The sequence below is a fragment of the Paraburkholderia fungorum genome (genome assembly GCF_046027215.1).
GTDB classification, from domain to species: Bacteria; Pseudomonadota; Gammaproteobacteria; order Burkholderiales; family Burkholderiaceae; genus Paraburkholderia; species Paraburkholderia fungorum_D.
In genome coordinates, this window is record NZ_JAQQEN010000001.1 from 1,924,673 (window position 1) to 1,941,386 (window position 16,714).

General features: G+C 62.7%; 11 protein-coding genes. 4 read left to right on the forward strand and 7 right to left on the reverse strand.

Features of this window, described 5'->3' with window-relative positions; genetic code table 11:
- Nucleotides 1-37 precede the first annotated feature (37 nt).
- Both PQR27_RS08570 and PQR27_RS08575 read right to left on the reverse strand, forming a co-directional pair.
- Nucleotides 38-844, reverse strand: coding sequence for an ABC transporter permease (locus PQR27_RS08570; RefSeq protein WP_408523192.1), 807 nt, complete (start codon nt 842-844; stop codon nt 38-40).
- Complete coding sequence (locus tag PQR27_RS08575) at nt 841-1,551, reverse strand: ABC transporter ATP-binding protein (RefSeq protein ID WP_408523193.1); 711 nt, start codon at nt 1,549-1,551, stop codon at nt 841-843. Before PQR27_RS08575 ends, PQR27_RS08570 begins: the two co-directional genes overlap by 4 nt.
- A 171-nt stretch (nt 1,552-1,722) precedes the next feature.
- Here PQR27_RS08575 and PQR27_RS08580 point away from each other — a divergent pair, with 171 nt between their 5' ends.
- Nucleotides 1,723-4,206 carry an AsmA family protein gene (locus PQR27_RS08580; RefSeq protein ID WP_408523194.1) on the forward strand — a complete coding sequence of 828 codons (2,484 nt, stop codon included), beginning with the start codon at nt 1,723-1,725 and terminating at the stop codon, nt 4,204-4,206.
- A gap of 713 nt (nt 4,207-4,919) precedes the next feature.
- On the opposite strand, the gene PQR27_RS08585 is transcribed toward PQR27_RS08580, so the two are convergent.
- Nucleotides 4,920-5,411, reverse strand: coding sequence for a hypothetical protein (locus PQR27_RS08585; protein ID WP_408523195.1), 492 nt, complete (start codon nt 5,409-5,411; stop codon nt 4,920-4,922).
- Between the two features lie 394 nt (nt 5,412-5,805).
- Between PQR27_RS08585 and PQR27_RS08590 the strand changes: the two genes are divergently transcribed.
- The 3 genes from PQR27_RS08590 to PQR27_RS08600 all read left to right on the forward strand — a co-directional run bounded on the left by PQR27_RS08590 (nt 5,806) and on the right by PQR27_RS08600 (nt 10,026).
- Nucleotides 5,806-7,416, forward strand: coding sequence for a sensor histidine kinase (locus PQR27_RS08590; RefSeq protein WP_408523196.1), 1,611 nt, complete (start codon nt 5,806-5,808; stop codon nt 7,414-7,416).
- A 78-nt stretch (nt 7,417-7,494) separates the two neighbouring features.
- A complete protein-coding gene (locus tag PQR27_RS08595; protein WP_408523197.1) occupies nt 7,495-7,974 on the forward strand; it encodes a response regulator in 480 nt (159 codons plus the stop codon).
- 78 nt (nt 7,975-8,052) lie between these two features.
- Nucleotides 8,053-10,026: a hybrid sensor histidine kinase/response regulator gene (locus PQR27_RS08600; protein ID WP_408523198.1), complete on the forward strand. Its 1,974-nt coding sequence runs from the start codon at nt 8,053-8,055 to the stop codon at nt 10,024-10,026.
- 107 nt (nt 10,027-10,133) lie between these two features.
- On the opposite strand, the gene mscL is transcribed toward PQR27_RS08600, so the two are convergent.
- From mscL to mfd, 4 genes are all read right to left on the reverse strand, one after another.
- Nucleotides 10,134-10,580 (reverse strand): large conductance mechanosensitive channel protein MscL, encoded by a 447-nt coding sequence (gene mscL / locus PQR27_RS08605; RefSeq protein ID WP_408523199.1) that lies wholly within the window; start codon nt 10,578-10,580, stop codon nt 10,134-10,136.
- Between the two features lie 88 nt (nt 10,581-10,668).
- Nucleotides 10,669-11,703, reverse strand: coding sequence for a threonine/serine dehydratase family protein (locus PQR27_RS08610; RefSeq protein WP_408523200.1), 1,035 nt, complete (start codon nt 11,701-11,703; stop codon nt 10,669-10,671).
- Between the two features lie 54 nt (nt 11,704-11,757).
- The gene (gene argE, locus PQR27_RS08615) at nt 11,758-12,996 is read right to left on the reverse strand and encodes an acetylornithine deacetylase (RefSeq protein ID WP_408523201.1); all 1,239 of its coding nucleotides are present in this window, start codon (nt 12,994-12,996) and stop codon (nt 11,758-11,760) included.
- A 130-nt stretch (nt 12,997-13,126) separates the two neighbouring features.
- A complete protein-coding gene (gene mfd, locus PQR27_RS08620) occupies nt 13,127-16,609 on the reverse strand; it encodes a transcription-repair coupling factor (RefSeq protein WP_408523202.1) in 3,483 nt (1,160 codons plus the stop codon).
- Nucleotides 16,610-16,714: the final 105 nt, after the last annotated feature.

Sequence of the window (16,714 nt, forward strand, 5' to 3'; positions counted from 1 at the left end):
TTCGCCCGCGAGCGCCGTCGTCATCGTGTTGCGTCGTTCAGCGCCGGGCCGGGGCCCGCTCCACCAGCCGCGCCGACAGAAACCGATGCTCCGCTGAGAAGAGCCGCCGATAGGTCAGCAACACCGCGCCCACAGTCCCCAGCGCGGAAGACGCCGCGATCAGGAACATGATCACGATCTGGTAGCGTACCGCCTGCAGCGGCGACTGACCGGCGAGCACCTGCCCGGTCATCATGCCGGGCAAACTCACCACGCCGACCACGGCCATCTGGTTGAGCGTCGGCATCATGCCCGCGCGCACGGCTTGCCGCGCGGGTGCCTGGGCCGCCTCCCAGCGCGTCGCGCCGAGCGCGAGCGCCATCTCCACGCGGTCGCGTCGCGCGGTCAGTTCCTCGGTCATCCGTTCGATGCCGAGCGACACGCCAGTCAAGGTATTGCCGAGAATCATGCCGAGAATCGGAATCGCATATTGCGGCTCATACCATGGATGAATGCGGATCACGACGAAGAGTCCTACCGCGGCTACCAGCCAGGAACTGACCCAGATCGATAGCACACTGTCGGCACGTTGCCCGGCATAAGTACGGCTGCCGCGTTGCGCACCCGCGAAGCCCGCGATCAGCGTCATCACGATCATCAACGGCAGCACCACGAACCAGTGGCCATAGCGGAACACCCAGCCGAGCACGTAGCCGATCGCCAGCAACTGGACGATGGTGCGCAGTGCCGCCCATGCAAGCGTGCGTTCCAGATCGAGCTTGAGTGCCACCGACACCACGCCATTCACGACGATCAGCAGCGCGGCGATGGCGACGTCCCAGAGACTCAGGTTTTGTAGCGTCATTGACCGGGTTCCTGGTGAGCGGGCGTGAGCGCGGATTCGTCGAGCGTGCCGGCGCGCATCGTCAGATGCCGCTCGCTCATGCGCGCGGCTTGCGCCGGATCGTGCGACACCCATATCGACGCATGCCGGCCAGGAGCGGCATCGAACCACGCATGCACGAGACCTTCGATCGCGTGCGCGGACTCGGGATCGAGCGAGGCAGTCGGTTCGTCGAGCAGCAGAACTTCAGGCGCGAGTTGCAGCACGCGAATCAGCGCCGTGATCTGCGCTTCGCCGCCCGACAGTTCGCTCGCGCGCTTGTCGAGAAAGTCGTCGCCGCGACCCGCCTGAGCGGCAAGGCTCGCCGCCTGTGCGCGATCGAAGCGCACGTCGCGATAGGTGTGCAATTCGAACGGGTAGCGCAGATTGTCTTCGACGCTGCCGTCGAGCAGCGCGGGCCGCTGCCGGATATACGCGACATTGCGCCGGTAACGCGGAATCGCGGCGCGCTCGATGCGCGCGCCGTGCCACATGATGCGTCCTCCATCGAGTGGATCGAGCAGGGCGAGTGCGCGCAGAAATACGCTCTTGCCCGAACCCGACGGCCCGGTGACCGCCACCCGGTTGCCTGCTCGCAGGGCGAAGGTGGTTGGCTGCAGCAAGATCTGTCCGCGCAATGCGTCGCGCCGGGAGATGCCGTCGACAAGGACAAGGGGCACATCGGTCATGGGCAGGATCGGGGTGGAATGGTGGGCGATGGGTGAGGCTGCCGTGACATGGCGCCGATGTTTTCATTGGATGCGAGGTGCATGCGAACTGTGCAGCATGATAAAACGGCAGCGGTCGGGCACGGTACGTGCTGTTCGGTGCACAACGAAGAAAAATCGCGGAGCGTCTCAATGGCAGGGTCGGGCACTATCGGAAGACGGGTTGGCAAAATCATCGCATGGCTGCTGGCGATCGTCGTCATTCTGATTGCTGCGCTGGCGATTTTCATTTTGACCTTCGACTGGAACCGCGCACGGCCGTGGGTCAACGACAAAGTTACCCAGGCGATCGGCCGGCCTTTCGCGATTACGGGCGATCTGAAAGTGGGCTGGCGGCATCCGGTGGGCGAGACGGGCTGGCGTGGCTGGGTGCCCTGGCCGCGTTTTTCGGCCGCCAACATCACGGTGGGCAATCCTGACTGGACCCAGCATCCGCATTTCGCGACGCTCGACGAGATCGGCTTCGAGGTCAAGGTGTTGCCGTTGCTCGCCCACGACATCGTGATTCCCGCGATCAACCTCGTGAATCCTTCTGTCGACCTCGAGCGCCTGCTCGATGGGCGCGATAACTGGACTTTCAAATTGCCGGCGTCCACCGGGCCTTCGGAATGGAAGCTCGATCTGCATGACATCGCGTTTGCCAAGGGCAATATCGCGCTGTCCGACCAGCAGAAGAAGGTCGAGGCGCAGGTTGTCATCGATACACTCGGGCAACCGATTCCAATCGGCGAGGCAATGAAGCAGCAGGAAACGGCCTCACGCAGTGCGTCGGCCGAAGTGGTCGGCAAGGCGGGGGCGAGCAAGTTGACCGCGCAGGCCAACGCGGCCGCGGCGTCGGAGGCTGCTGCGGCTTCCGCGGCGGCCGCCTCGGGCGCGTCGTCGACCGACATCCATGCATCCGGCGCAACGGCGGGCACGGGCGCCTCGGGTGCGCTGGTTGCTGGCGGTTCAACCGGCGCAAGCGAGGGGGCGAGCGCCGCTGCTGCGGCGTCGGCGTCCACTGCGAGCGGAACCGCCGCGGCGCAGGGGGCGAAGCAGGAGATACCGCCCTACGCAATCGGCTGGACCGTCAAGGGTACTTACAGCAAGACGCCGGTGTCCGGCACCGGCAAGGTGGGCGGCGTGCTGGCGTTGCAGGACGCGAGCCGGCCGTTCCCGGTGCAGGCCGATGTGCGGGCAGGCGATCTGCATGTCGGGCTGGTCGGCACGATTACCGACCCCGCGCATCTGGCGGCGGTGGATCTGCGCCTCTGGCTGCAGGGCAACAGTATGGCGCGGCTCTATTCGCTGACCGGTGTGACCTTGCCCGACACGCCTCCGTATGCCACCGAGGGACGTCTGGTTGGCCAGTTCAGGCGCAGCGGCAATGTTTTCAAGTATGAAAATTTTACAGGCCGGGTAGGTGGCAGCGATGTGAACGGTTCGCTGACCTACACAGCGCGTGAGCCGCGGCCGCTGTTGCAGGGCGAACTGGTGTCGCACCTGCTGCAGTTCTCGGATCTGGCGCCCGTGATCGGCGCGGACTCGAACGCGAGCAAGGCCAAGCGCGGCGATGCGGCGGCGCAGCCGGGCAACAAGGTGCTGCCGGTTGAAGAATTCCGCACCGATCGGTGGAAAGCGATCGACGCCGACGTGAAGTTTACTGGCCGGCGCATTGTCAAAGACGTCAACCTGCCGATCACGGATCTGTACACGCATGTCGTGCTGATGGACGGCGTGTTGTCGCTCGAGCCGTTGAAATTCGGCGTGGCGGGCGGATCGCTCGAGTCCGACATTCACCTGGACGGCAGTGCAACGCCGCTGAAGGGGCGCTTTGCGACGTCGGCACGGCATCTCAAGCTCAAGCAGCTGTTCCCGAACTTCAAGACGATGCAGAACGCGCTGGGCGAAATCAACGGCGACGCCGCGCTGACCGCGACCGGCAATTCGCCTGCGGCGCTGGCTGCGACGTCGAACGGCGAGGTGAAAGCGCTGATCACTGACGGCACGGTGAGCCGCCTGCTGATGGAAGCGGCGGGGCTGAACGTGGCGAACGTCGTATATGAGAAGTTGTTCGGCAATCGCGACGTGAAGATTAATTGCGCGGCGGCCGATTTTGTCGCGACGAATGGCGTGCTGGACTCGCGCGTTTTCGCGCTCGATACGGATGACGCGGTGATTAATATCGATGGGAATGTGAATCTGCGTGATGAAACGATGGATCTTGGCGTCCATCCGCATACCAAGGGTTTTCGGGTGTTTTCATTGCGCTCGCCGCTCTATGTGAAAGGGACTTTGAAGGATCCCCATGTTGGGGTGAATGCTGCCGCGTTGGCATTGCGGGGTGGTGCTGCTGTTGGGCTTGGGTTGATTAATCCGTTTGCGGCTTTGATTCCTTTGCTGGCACCTAGTAATAATAAGCCACTACCGTGTGGGCGGTTGCTGGCGCAAGTTCGGCAGGCGCCGGTGGCTCCGCCACCCGGGGTTCGGCAGCCGCCTAAGGCGGGGATTTCTTTGGATGGGGCGCCGGTGAATAAGGATTCTGGTAATACTGGGGCTTCTGCGCCTTCGGTCGGGGGTAAGAAACCCTCTGCGGTTTCGCCGGCTAGTGCGGCGGTTGAATATAAGGGGAGTTGATGTTTTTTGCCTTTGGCGGCGGCATTTCCTGCTTCTGGCTTCTTTGGCCTTTCCTTGCTTTGTTATTGGTTTATTAGCGTCGCCCCTGTGCGGGGCAGGCACCTACTTTTCTTTGCCGCCGCAAAGAAAAGTAGGCAAAAGAAAGCGGCTCACACCGCCAATTCTTAAGTGGGTCCCCTGGCTTGGAGGGGCTGGTGGTCCGATTAACGGTTCACACCTCGGTCCATGAGGGTCTGTGACACAGCCGTCATCCGCTTCCACTCCGCACTGCGTGCGTCGCGGACGGGTCTGCCAGGGAAACCAGGCGCCTCGGTTGCGCGCGGTGGGGGCCATCGGCTTCGCCTCGGCGAGGCGCCGAAAACGCCAATCGGATTGGTTTGATGAAGTACCGCGTCGGCGCGCGCAGCGTCGCCGGAGGTATGACGGCCTGGTCACTCAGGCCGGAAGGTGCGCAGGCTCAATCTCTACGGAGCCACTACACCCTCCGAGCCAAGGGACCCGCTTAAAAATTAGCGGTGTGAGCCGCTTTCTTTTGCCTACTTTTCTTTGCGGCCGGCAAAGAAAAGTAGGTGCCGCCCCGCACAGGGGCGACGCTAATAGACCAATAAGAAATCAAGAAAAGGCCAACGCCCCAAGCGAACAGACCAATAACAAACCAAGAAAAGGCCAACGCCGCAGGCACAAGGAAATGCCGCCGCCAAAGGCAAAAAAACCTATCGAAGTGACCGAGGCGCCGCATCCCCAGCCGCATCCTGCCTCCGCACGCCCCGCCGTGCTCCAATCCTGGTAGCTCCAAACTCGGGCAAAATCTTCCCTCGAGCCCGACTGGCGAAGACCAGAAACCCAAACCCATCCGCCTCATACCAATACCCGCCGTTCTCCAGCCCATCAAGCGGCTGCTCCAACGCATTGGTAATCGACTCAATACATCGACGCCGCAATTCAGCCGGCGCGGGATAGGGCGGCTGCGCCCCCCGCACACTGCACAGAAGCACATCGAGGCCAGGCAGCACATGCGCATACAGCACCGGCTCGTCCTGCGCGCGAGCGCGTGCAATCTTGGTGTCGAGTTGACCGAAGGGTTTGAAATGCCGCAGCACCGCGAGGAACGACTCATCGCCGTCCACCTTCGCGCGCCTACGCTTTTTCGGGAAGGACATAAAAATTCGCCTGAAAAAGAATTGCAAGAAACGCAGCGTCCTCATGCGACCACTCCCGGCTTCGCGCGCCGCACGTCGATCTTTTATAGCATACGACAAGGCCGGATTCACGGTGATTCGACGTCTGTAACGCCCCACCGCCTCCCGCACGAATCATGCCGAACCGCCTCGCCGCGCGCTTTCGCTTCCCAGCACATCTGTCTCCATCATAGACGCACGCGCCACCGAAAAAACATCCCGTATCAATAAAAAAGTCATTTTTATGTGAGCGAACGCATCTAGCCGCCACGTTGAAATATCTCAAGTTCGCGTCGATAATGGCCCGTCGGCTGGGCCGACGTCAGGCTCGGCTGGCCGCCGCCACATGCGGTCGCCACAGGACCGGGTGGCGCTGGCCATCGTGTGTGCCGCCGCGGTTTATGCCACCCTTCGGGCGAACATGAAACTTTTCACGAAGGGTCTGCTGCTGATTGCAGTGCCGAGCGTGGTCGAGCTGGCGCTTCTGGGCGTCGTCTTCGATACCCAGGAGCAGACGGCGCAGGCCGCGCAGTGGGTCACCAACAGCAAGCAGATCCTCTATCAGTCGTCGGCCATCGTGGATCCGCTGCTGCGTCAGGCCGCGCGGGTTCGTACGGGCATGGTCGTCGGCGATCCGGCGTTTATCGACCGCCATACCGTGTGGGTCGAACTCGGGGACCGTTTATCGCAGCTCGAAACGCTCGTCGGCGATACGCCACAACAGGTCGAGCGCGTGCGCAGGATGCAGCAGGCAATCGATGCATACCGCGCGCAGACCACCGCGATCTCGCAGGCGCTGCATGCGGGACGCAATCTGAATTCATTCCTCGGGCTGGAAACCGGTGCGTTGCCGCAGCAGATTGCGCTATTTCGCGACGAACTCGCCGCGTTCGGCAACGAGGCGTCGCGGCTCGATGCCGAGCGCAACGCGGCGTTGGCCCGGCGGCGCGAACGCCAGCAGTACGCGCTGATTGCCGCGGTACTCGGCTCGATGCTGATCTGGGCGGCCACCGCAGTCGTTTTTGCGCGCAGTATCGGGCGACGTCTGGAAGTGCTGACCGACAATGCCGAGCGTCTGGGCAACGGGCGCACGCTTGCGGCGCCGCTGTCGGGCAACGATGAAATCGCCGCGCTCGACACGGTGCTGCATCAAACGGGTGCGCGTCTGCGCGAGGTCGAAGCCGACCAGGTCTTGCTGAAAACGCGACTCGAAGCACGCGCGCGGGAGCTGGCGGAGGTCAACGAAGCGTTGCGCCAGGAAACCCAGGACAATGAAATGTTCATCTACAGCGTGTCGCACGATCTGCGCTCGCCGCTGGTGAATCTGCAAGGTTTTTCGAAAGAATTGCAGGTGTCGTGCGACGAGCTGGACACCATCGTCGCAGCGGCCAAACTGCCGGAGGCGGAGCATCGACGCATGGTGCATATCCTCGACGGCGACCTGCGCGAGTCCCTGCAGTATCTGCGCACCGCGGTCACGCGAGCCGCGGCCATCATCGACGCGCTATTGCGGATTTCACGCGCCGGCCGGCTTGAATATCAGTGGCAGCGGGTGAGCGTCGGACGCGTGGTGGGCCGGGTGGTCGACGCGCTGCAAGGCGCGATCAGCCAGCGCGCGGCGGTCGTCACCGTGCGTGAGTTGCCGCCCGCCTGGGGCGACCCGGGCGCGATCGAGCAGATTTTCAGCAACCTGATCGGCAACGCGCTCAACTATCTCGATCCGGCGCGTCACGGGCGCATCGAGATCGGCTCGCTGGAGCCCGAACCGATCGATGACAAGGAGCCGCGCGCGTTGCGCACCCGTACCTACTATGTGCGCGATAACGGTCTGGGGATTCCGGCCGCGTATATGTCGAAGGTGTTCCGGGCGTTCCAGCGCCTGCATGGCGATGTCGCGACAGGTGAGGGCATCGGCCTCGCCGTGGTGCGGCGCACGGTGGAGCGGCATGGCGGCCGTGTCTGGGTGGAGTCGGCGGTGGGCGCGGGGTCGACCTTCTTCGTCGTGTTGCCGGAACAGCCCGCGCGAAACTGAATTCGCATCAATAATCGGGGTTGCATTGAGGACACCTGGAAGCGGTATGCATCAACGATCCATCCGCACGGAGGGCATATGAGTCACGGGGAAACGGTCAGCATCGTGCTGATCGAAGATGACGACGGCCACGCCACACTCGTCGAGCGCAATCTGCGCCGCGCCGGCATTTCGAACGGTTTCGTGCGCTTTCGCGACGGCCAGCAGGCCCTCGACTACTTCTTCGGCCCGGCGCCGGCGGACGCCGCCGCCAGTCCTCATCCTTCACGCGAAGATCTGACGAATTTCGTTGTGCTGCTGGATCTGAAGATGCCGCGGGTGGACGGCTTCGAGGTATTGCGGCGGCTGAAGGAGTCGCCACAGACCGCCGCGGTGCCGGTGATCGTGCTGACCACCACCGACGATCCACGCGAGATCACGCGTTGCTATGAACTTGGCTGCAACGTCTACATCACCAAGCCGGTCGAATACGATGCGTTTATCGAAGCGGTGCGCCGTCTCGGCTTCTTTCTGCAGGTGGTCAAGCTGCCACCGGGCCAGCGCCTCGCCGCACCGTGACGAAAGGTTCGAAGCAGGCGCCCCGAAAGCCGCTCATGACAATATGACTACATCAGACCTAGCCAGAGAAGACTCCGCATGACCGAAGAAGCGTCCACGCAGCCGCCCGCGTATGTGCTGGTCGTCGATGACGACGAAGGCATCCTGCGGCTCGCGCGCAAGTCGCTCGAGCGCGCCGGCTGCCGGGTGGCGATCTGCGCCGGCGTCGAAGCCGCTCGCGAGCGGCTCGCCGCCGGCATGCCTGATCTGCTGGTCGTCGACTATCAGTTGAATGGGCCGGAAACCGGCCTCGATTTCTTTCGCCGGCTGCGCACGGAAGGTGTGCGTGTGCCCGCCATTCTCGTGACCGGCTTTACCGACGAATCGCGTGTGATCGAAGCATTGCGCGCGGGCGTCTCCGATGTGGTGCCGAAATCCGGCGATTACCTCGGCTATCTGCCCGAAGCCGTCGAGCGCGTGCTGTCGCAGGTGCGTCTGCAGAAAGCCTCTGACGAAGCGTTGCTGTTGCGTGATCGCGAGCAGCATTATCGGACGCTGTCGGAGGCGTTGCCGCATCTCGTGCTGACCTGCAATGCCGCGGGCGATTGCGATTTTCTGTCGAAACAGTGGTTCGACTATACCGGGCTGCCTGAGAGCGCTTCATACGGCCTCGCCTGGCTGGACGCCGTGCATCCCGACGACCGTGAGGAAATCCGCCGCACCTGGCTGAAAGCGGTCTCGAGCGGTGCCGGCGACTACCGGCACGAACTGCGGATTCGCCGCCACGACGGCGCCTATCGCTGGTTCGACGCCCGCGTGGTGGCGGTGCGCGACGTCGACGGCAATGTCAGTAAATGGTTTGGCAGTTGCACGGACATTCATCCGCAGCGCGAAGCGATCGAAGAACGCGAACGTCTGCTTGCGTCGGAGCAGGCCGCGCGTCAGATTGCCGAGGAAGCCAACCGCGCCAAAGACCGCTTTCTGGCCATGCTATCGCACGAATTGCGTACGCCGCTCACGCCGGTGCTGGCCGGCGCCAGCGTGCTCGAACTGGTTCCCGGCTTGCCGGAGCAGGCGCGCGCGAGCGTGCGCATGATCCGCCGCAACGTCGAACTCGAAGCGCGACTGATCGACGACCTGCTCGATCTCACGCGCGTGGCGAACGGCAAGCTGCGTCTGTCGCTGGAAACGGTCGACGTGCATGACGTAATCGACAGCGTGCTCGATCTCTTTCGCAGCGAGATCCAGGTCAAGCAGCAGGACGTGCACGTGCACAAGGACGCTCAGCACCCCTACGTGCTGGCCGACCGCGCGCGACTTCAGCAGATGCTATGGAACCTGATCCGCAATGCGGCCAAGTTCACGCCGGACGGCGGCCATATCTACGTGCGCACGCGCGACGAGCGCATGCGTGTGCAGATCTCCGTGGAGGACACGGGGATCGGGATCGAACCCGAACAGATCGGCAAGCTATTCAACGCGTTCGAGCAGGGCAACAAGAATATGACGCGGCAGTTCGGTGGCCTGGGCCTCGGGCTGGCGATTACCAAAGCGCTGACCGACGTGCATGGCGGCACGGTGACCGCGCACAGTCCGGGCGCGCATTGCGGCGCGACTTTCACGATTACGCTGCCTACAGCCGCCAAACCGGACGAGGTGCCGCTCGTGAATACGCCGGCCGAGATGCACCCGGCTGGCCTGCTGACCATTCTGCTGATCGAGGACCACGTCGATACCGCTGACGTGATGGCGCAACTGATTCGCGGCCTCGGCCACGACGTGACGGTGGTCGGTCGTGTGGACGACGCGCTTGCCGCCACCCAGTTGCAAACCTTCGATCTGGTGATAAGCGACGTCGGCCTGCCGGACGGCACCGGACTCGACTTCGTCAAGGTGTTCCGCGAACGTTCGGATGTGCCCGCGGTCGCCCTGACCGGCTTTGGCACCGACGAAGACGTGCGCCGTTGCCTGAGCGCCGGCTTTACCTCGCACCTCACCAAGCCTGTCAATTTCGGACAGCTTGAAACGATGATTGAAAGCGCGGTGAATCTGAAGGCGCAAAAAGACGCATAGTGCGCCGGATGCCGCCGCTGTTTCGAGCGCACGATAAAAAAGGCCTGCTGCGAATTAAAACGCAGCAGGCCTTTTTATTGGGTCTGACAATGTACCGGGCTGAAATCTTAACGCGGGGAGCTCTTGAGCGAATCGCGGATTTCACGCAGCAGTAACACGTCTTCCGGCGTTTCCGGGGCGGGGGGCGGCGCGGCTTCAAGCGGCTTGCGCAGATTATTGATGAACTTGACCATCAGGAAAATGATGAAAGCGAGGATCAGAAAATTGATCAGGACGGTGATGAACGAGCCATAACCGAACACGGCAACGCCTGCCGTCTGCAAATCCTTATACGACTCCGGACTGCCTTTGAAGCTAGGTGGAATGTCGCCGAGACGAATGAATTTATTGGAGAAATCGAGGCCGCCGGTGGCAACGCCGACAACCGGCATGATCAGGTCTTTAACAATTGAATTGACGATGGTGGAAAATGCGCCGCCGATAATCACCCCGACCGCGAGATCCATCACGTTGCCTTTGAGGGCAAATTCCTTGAATTCCTTGACCATGCTCATAAAGGTTCCTCCTTGAAGTCATTATGGCAATGATACCAACCTCATAAGGATAGGCTAGTCTTTTGGCACGGGAAGCGGTGATTGATATTTATTCGGGAAACTCTGACGTCATTGAGCGAGCCCGTTCAATATGCGCGGCAAAACTGACCGGATCGGTATTGGTGCCGCATAGCAGAACGCCCACGCGCTTGCCTTGCAGCGTTTCGCGCAGCGGTCCGAGCAGCCCGGCGGTGGCCGCGGCGCAGGCCGGTTCCACGGCAAGCTTCAGTTGGCCGAACAAGGTCAGCATGGCGGCGCGCAACTGGTTATCGGATACGGTCACCAGCTGGTCGATATGACGGCGGCACAATTCGTAGCTGTATTCCTCGGTATGCGGCGACATCAGCGAATCGGCGATGCCGTGCATGTGGCCCATCTTGATCGTGTGATTGGCGGCAAAGCTCTTGCCCATGACGTCGGAGCCTTCCGGTTCGACGCCATACACATGCACGCGTGGATTCGCGAGCCGCATTGCGGTGGCGACACCGGCGGCGAGCCCGCCGCCGCCGATCGGCACGATCACGGCTTCGAGATCGGGCGTTTGCGTGGCCCATTCGTAGCCGAGCGTGGCCGAGCCCAAAACGGTGCGATAGCCGTTAAACGGATGCACGAAATAGCGGCCTTCTTCGGCCTCGATACTGCGCACGAGGTCGAAGGCTTCAGCCAGGTTTTCCGCGAATACGATCTCGGCGCGGTATTGCCGGCACAACGCGACCCGCGCCGGATTGGCCGCGCGGAACAGCACGACCTTCGCGCTGATGCCGAGGCGCATCGCCGCATAGGCGACCGCTACCGCATGATTGCCGCCTGATACGCAGGTGACGCCCGCGCTGCGCTGCGCCTCGTCGAGCGCGAGCAGGTTGGTGAACGCGCCGCGCGCCTTGAAACTGCCGCCCGCCTGCAGCAGCTCGAACTTGAAGTTCACTACCGTGCCTTCCAGCGACGGGAAGTCGAGCCTGTCGAACACCGGCGTTCGAGCGACCCACGGCGCCAATGCAAAATGCTGCGAGGCGATGTCGTCGAGCGTGGGAATCGGCTCGCCGTCGATCGTGTGGTCGGTGTGCTGTGGCGTGGCGGTTGACATGGCGTGTGGGGTGTTCTGTCTATATGCCTATGACTATTTTTATAGCACTCAGTTTCAGTGCGCGTGTGCGTCAACCGACATGCTGTGAATGAATTTTTGCAGGAAGCGTTCGCATGCCACGAGTTGATCGAGCGCGACAAACTCGTTGGGCTTGTGCGCCTGCTCGATGTCGCCGGGACCGCAGACAATGCTCGGAATGCCCGCCAGCGAGAATAGCCCGGCCTCGGTGCCGTAGGCGACCTTGCGTTTGTCCTGATCAGCCGTCAATGCGCGCACGAGCTGCGTGATGGCCGCTTGTTCAGACGAATCGAGTCCGGGCGCCGCGGCGATCTTCGTGATCTCGATTGCCGCCGATGGATGCTCGCGCAACATTTTCGGCAGCAGCGTTTCACGCGCGTATTGATCGATGCGCGCAAAGATCGGTTCTGGATCGAGCGTGGGCAGATTGCGGAATTCGAACTGGAACTTGCATTCGACCGGCACGGTATTGATTGCGTTGCCGCCGACAATCGTGCTGGTTTGCGCGGTGGTGAAGGGCACGTCGTACAGTTCGTCGAACGGGCCTTGCTGACGGAACTGATCGGCCATATCGCGGATGTAGCAGATCAGGCGCGCGGCGTATTCAATGGCGTTCAAACCCTTGGGCGTGAGCGACGAATGCGCGGCGTGGCCGCGCACGCAGCACTGGTATGCGTTGATGCCTTTGTGCGCCACGATCGGGCGCATGCTGGTCGGCTCGCCGACGATGCAACCGTCTGGTTTGACGCCGCGTTTCATCAGATCCTGGATCATCAGCGGCGCACCCGCGCAACCCACTTCCTCATCGAATGAGAGCGCGAAGTGAATTGGCCTCGCGAGCTTCGTGCGCTGCATCTCGGGCACGAGCGCCAGCGCCGCGCCGATAAAGCCTTTCATGTCACAGGTACCACGGCCGTAGAGCTTGTCGCCGCGAATTTCCGGTTTGAACGGGTCGCTGTCCCATTGCTGGCCGTCTACGGGCACGACGTCGGTATGGCCCGATAGCACCACGCCGCCGTTGGTCTCCCCGTCATGCGCGGGAATCGTGGCGAACAGGTTGGCCCATTTGCCGCTTTCGTCGTGAGTGAGCGTGGCTTCTACGCCGACGGCGCGCAGTTCGTCGCGCACGGTTTCGATCAGGCCGAGATTCGGATTGCGGCTGACGGTGTCCATCGACACGAGGCGGGTGACCCAGGGAAGCGAAACGGGCGAGGCGGGAGTCGATGCGGAAGCGGGCGTATGCGAGGACTGCGCTGATTCAGCGACATGCGACATGACAGGACTCCGGCATTTAAGTCTTTCGATCATACCCAAAAAAAGGCTTGCCGTATGCTGCGGCACGCGTTTGCGCACCGCAGCATGAGCGAAAAAACGGCTAGACGTAGGGCGTTTTTCTAATGGCGCGCTATCGCGCGGCGGCGGCAGGCGCCGTGCCGCGGCTGGGCGTGCCGAGCGCGCGCAAGGTTTCTTTCACCGTCGCGACGCGCACTGCGAGGTCCGGGCTGCGGGTTTCGATACGCAGCTTGTCCTGGCCCGCGAGCTTGATGTGCTTGTGTTTCTGCACCATCTCGATGATCCGCATGGCGTCGATGGGCGGGTTCGGAATGAACTGCAGGCCGATCACCGCTTCACCGGCATCGATCTTCGAAATGCCCAACGGTTTGGCGGCGAGCCGCAAACGGTGCGTCTCGACCAGCGCGTGCGCCTGCGGCGGCAACTTGCCGAAGCGGTCGATCAACTCCTCCTGAATGCCGTCGATCGAATCGTTGTGTTCGCAATTAGCTAGCCGCTTGTAGAGCGACAGACGCTCCTGCACGTCGCCGCAATAGTCCGCGGGCAGGATCGCCGGCGCGTGCAGATTGATCTCGGTGGTCGCGGCGAGCGGTGCGGTAAGGTCGGGTTCCTTGCCTTCCTTGAGTGCCTTGACCGCGTCGTTCAGCATGTCGGTGTAGAGCTGGAAGCCGATCTCGTGAATCTCGCCCGACTGCTTGTCGCCGAGTACTTCGCCCGTGCCGCGAATCTCGAGGTCGTGCATGGCCAGATAGAAGCCCGAGCCGAGCTCTTCCATTTGCTGGATTGCTTCCAGCCGGCGCTGCGCCTGCTTGGTCAAACCTTGCGGATCGTGCACCAGCAGATAGGAGTATGCCTGGTGATGCGAGCGGCCCACGCGGCCACGCAACTGATGCAGCTGTGCGAGGCCGAATTTGTCGGAGCGGTGGATCAGGATCGTGTTGGCGCTCGGCACGTCGATGCCGGTTTCGATGATCGTCGTGCACAGCAGCACATTGGCGCGTTGCGCGACGAAGTCTCGCATCACGCGTTCGAGTTCGCGCTCGTGCATCTGACCGTGCGCGACCGCGATACGCGCTTCGGGCACCAGCGCTTCGAGCATTTGCCGGCGGTTTTCGATCGTCTCGACTTCGTTGTGCAGGAAGTAAACCTGGCCGCCGCGCTTCAACTCGCGCAGCATCGCTTCGCGGATCACGCTGTCTTCTTCGCGGCGCACGAAAGTCTTGATGGCAAGACGCTTTTGCGGCGCGGTGGCGATCACCGAGAAATCGCGCAGGCCTTCGAGCGCCATGCCGAGGGTACGCGGAATCGGTGTGGCGGTCAGCGTGAGCACGTCCACTTCGGCGCGCAGCGCTTTGAGTGCTTCCTTCTGGCGCACGCCGAAACGGTGTTCTTCGTCGATGATCACGAGTCCCAGCCGCTTGAACTGCACATCCGACGACAGCAGCTTGTGCGTACCGATCACGATATCGACCGTGCCTTCGTTGATCTGCTGAATCGCCGCGCTCACTTCCCTGGTCGACTTGAAGCGCGACAGTTCGGCGATCCGCACCGGCCAATCGGAGAAGCGGTCGCTGAACGTTTGCGTGTGCTGTTCGGCGAGCAGCGTGGTGGGCGAGAGCAGCGCCACCTGTTTGCCGCCCATGACCGCGATAAACGCCGCGCGCAACGCGACTTCCGTCTTGCCGAAGCCGACGTCGCCGCACACGAGGCGGTCCATCGGTTTGCCGCTTGTCATGTCGCCGATCACCGCGGCGATGGCCGCGGCCTGGTCGGGTGTTTCTTCGAAGCCGAAGCTCTCGGCGAACTTCACGTAGTCTTTCGGTTCGAGCGCGAACGCATGGCCCTCGCGCGCGGCGCGACGGGCGTACAGGTTCAGGAGTTCGGCGGCGGTGTCGCGGATCTGCTGCGCGGCCTTGCGCTTGGCCTTTTCCCACTGCCCGGAACCGAGTGAATGCAACGGCGCGCTTTCCGGATCGGCGCCGCTGTAGCGCGAGATCACGTGCAGTTGCGCAACCGGCACGTACAGCTTGCTTTCGCCCGAGTATTCGAGGTGCAGGAACTCGGTTTCGCCTTCGCCGAGGTCCATTGTCACGAGACCCATATAGCGGCCGATGCCGTGCTGCGAATGCACGACCGGGTCGCCGACTTTCAGCTCGGACAGGTCGCGCACCATCGAATCGACGTTGCTCGCCTGTTCCTGGCGGCGGCGTCCGGTGCGGCGCGCGAGCGGGCCGTAAAGCTCCGTTTCGGTGATGATCGCAATGCCGTCCACCGGCACGGCAAAACCGTTGGCGAGCGGCGCGACGCCTAGCGAAAAACGGGCGTCGCCGAGCAGCCAGTCCTGGAAGCTGTCGCTCGACGTGGGTCTCAGATGATTGTCCGCGAGCAACTGCAGCAGCGTTTCGCGACGGCCAGCGGATTCGGTCGCGAACAGGACACGGTTCGGCGTGGTGTCGAGATACGCGCGCAATGCCGAGACGGGGTCCTCCGCATGACGATCGATCGCGAGGTTCGGCAGGGGGATCGACCAGCCGCCGCCGGCATTCGCGGGCAACACGAGGCGCGCGAAGGGTTTCGCGAGCGTAAAGAAGTCTTCGTCCGACAGGAACAGGCGCTGCGGCTCCAGAATCGGCCGGTCGCGGTCGTGCGACAGGAAGTTGTGGCGCTGCTTCGTGTCGTTCGTGAAGCGCCGGATGGCGGCGTCCAGATCGCCCACGAACGCCAGTTGCGCGCCTTCGGGCAGGTAATGGAACAGCGTGGCCGTGTCGTCGAAAAAGAGCGGCAGATAATATTCGATGCCTGCCGACGGCACGCCGTTGCCGATGTCCTTATAGATCGACGCGCGGCTCGGATCGCCCTCGAAGGTCTCGCGCCAGCGGCTGCGAAACGCCGTGCGCGCGGCTTCGTCGAACGGGAATTCGCGGCCCGGCAGCAGACGTACATCCTTCACCGGATAGAGGCTGCGTTGCGTGTCCGGATCGAACGCGCGGATCGAGTCGACCTGATCGTCGAACAGGTCGATCCGGTAGGGCAGCGGCGAGCCCATCGGATACAGATCGAGCAGCGAGCCGCGCACGCAATACTCGCCCGGACGCACCACCTGACTGACGTGTTCGTAACCGGCGAGCGTGAGTTGGGCCTTGAGCCGGGCTTCGTCGAGCCGCTCGCCTTGCGAGAAGGCAAACGTATAGCCCGCCATGAACGAGGCGGGCGGCATCCGGTACAGGGCCGTGGTGGCGGGCACCAGCAGGATGTCGCAGCGGCCTTCGCCGAGATCGTGCAGCGTGGCGAGGCGCTCGGAGACCAGGTCCTGGTGCGGCGAGAAAGTATCGTAAGGCAGGGTTTCCCAGTCCGGCAGCAGGCGCACGCGTGCTTCGGGCGCGAAAAAGCCGATTTCCTGCGAAAGACGCTGCGCGTCGACAGCGCTTTCGCACACCACCGCCAATAGCGGCACCTTCTCGCGATAGGCGAGGTGATAGCGGGCGATCAGCAGCGCGTCTGAGGAGCCATGCGTGCCGTCGAAGGCGAAACGCTGGCCGGCCTTGACGAGCGCGACGGGCGGGGAGTACTGCGATGATGCGGCGATGTCTGGCATAGAAGAGAAAAGGCGGCCTCGGGCTCACACGTGATCGGCAAGTTTACGCGTGTCGGGGCGTGGATGCGAAGGACCTATTATAAAATCCGTGTTTTACTTTGACTT

Excerpts from the sequence above, each read along its gene's own strand:
- PQR27_RS08575 (WP_408523193.1), bottom strand. The coding sequence starts at position 1,551 with ATGACCGATGTGCCCCTTGTCCTTGTCGACGGCATCTCCCGGCGCGAC.
- PQR27_RS08595 (WP_408523197.1), top strand. The coding sequence starts at position 7,495 with ATGAGTCACGGGGAAACGGTCAGCATCGTGCTGATCGAAGATGACGAC.
- mscL (WP_408523199.1), bottom strand. The coding sequence starts at position 10,580 with ATGAGCATGGTCAAGGAATTCAAGGAATTTGCCCTCAAAGGCAACGTG.
- PQR27_RS08600 (WP_408523198.1), top strand. The coding sequence starts at position 8,053 with ATGACCGAAGAAGCGTCCACGCAGCCGCCCGCGTATGTGCTGGTCGTC.
- PQR27_RS08610 (WP_408523200.1), bottom strand. The coding sequence starts at position 11,703 with ATGTCAACCGCCACGCCACAGCACACCGACCACACGATCGACGGCGAG.
- argE (WP_408523201.1), bottom strand. The coding sequence starts at position 12,996 with ATGTCGCATGTCGCTGAATCAGCGCAGTCCTCGCATACGCCCGCTTCC.
- mfd (WP_408523202.1), bottom strand. The coding sequence starts at position 16,609 with ATGCCAGACATCGCCGCATCATCGCAGTACTCCCCGCCCGTCGCGCTC.
- PQR27_RS08580 (WP_408523194.1), top strand. The coding sequence starts at position 1,723 with ATGGCAGGGTCGGGCACTATCGGAAGACGGGTTGGCAAAATCATCGCA.
- PQR27_RS08590 (WP_408523196.1), top strand. The coding sequence starts at position 5,806 with ATGAAACTTTTCACGAAGGGTCTGCTGCTGATTGCAGTGCCGAGCGTG.
- PQR27_RS08585 (WP_408523195.1), bottom strand. The coding sequence starts at position 5,411 with ATGAGGACGCTGCGTTTCTTGCAATTCTTTTTCAGGCGAATTTTTATG.
- PQR27_RS08570 (WP_408523192.1), bottom strand. The coding sequence starts at position 844 with ATGACGCTACAAAACCTGAGTCTCTGGGACGTCGCCATCGCCGCGCTG.